Source organism: Blastococcus deserti (assembly GCF_042682525.1).
GTDB lineage: Bacteria > Actinomycetota > Actinomycetes > Mycobacteriales > Geodermatophilaceae > Blastococcus_B > Blastococcus_B deserti.
On sequence record NZ_JBHUHP010000040.1, the window covers coordinates 1 to 810 of the forward strand.

The 810-nt window shown below is 70.2% G+C and carries 1 protein-coding gene; it reads right to left on the reverse strand.

Features of this window, described 5'->3' with window-relative positions:
• The coding region (locus ACFSHS_RS22540; protein WP_376881176.1) for a hypothetical protein at positions 1–810 on the reverse strand (810 nt) is incomplete at both ends.

The window sequence follows — 810 nt, forward strand, 5'->3', positions numbered from 1 at the left end:
TCGTTCGTGTCGTCGATCATGAGGATCGGCCGGGTCCAGTCCTGCGCCACGGTGCCCGCCTGGGTGAAGGACCAGTCCGCGGGGGCGCCGCCGGTCCCCGGCGTCCGAGTGAGGACGCCGACCAGTGGGGCATTCGGGTCGGCGTCGGTGGCGTCGCCCGTGGAGGTCTTGACGGCGGCGAAGATCCGCCCCTGCGGATCGCCGGTGAGCTGCTTGAGGTTGATGTGGTCGTCGGCCAGCCCGGTCCCGGCCAGCGCGTCCTCGACCTGCCAGGGCGCGGTGTCGGTGGCGTTGACGTCTCGGACGGCGAACCGGAACGCCGCCGACTCCTGATCGGACCACATGAGCCCGATGCTGTTGCCGAAGGTGATCAGCGCGGAGATGTCATCGGACTTGAGCACCGTGTCGGGCACGTTCGGCTGGAAGCCCGCCGTCCAGGTCGTCCGAGCAGCGTTGGTCGAGTGCGCCACCCACAGTCGCGCGCCCCGGGTGTAGGTCACCCAGAGGTGCCCCAGCGAGTCCTGATCGATGGTGGCCGACTCGGACCCGCCACCGCTGTTGACGGTCACCGGGAAACCCGGGACCACCGACCAGGACCGGCTTCCCGAGGCGTAGGTCAGGGCGGTCACCAGGAGGTTCGAGCCCGGAGCCCGGCTGGCCACGTACAGCCTGCTGTCCCGGACGCTCCACAGCGCGTCACCGGTGCTGTTGGCCCGGGTGTCGACCACCACACCTGTGTTCCGCCACGTGTGGTCGGGCATCAGCTCGTGCACGAACACCGACGTGCCGCCGGCGCCCACCATCAGCGCC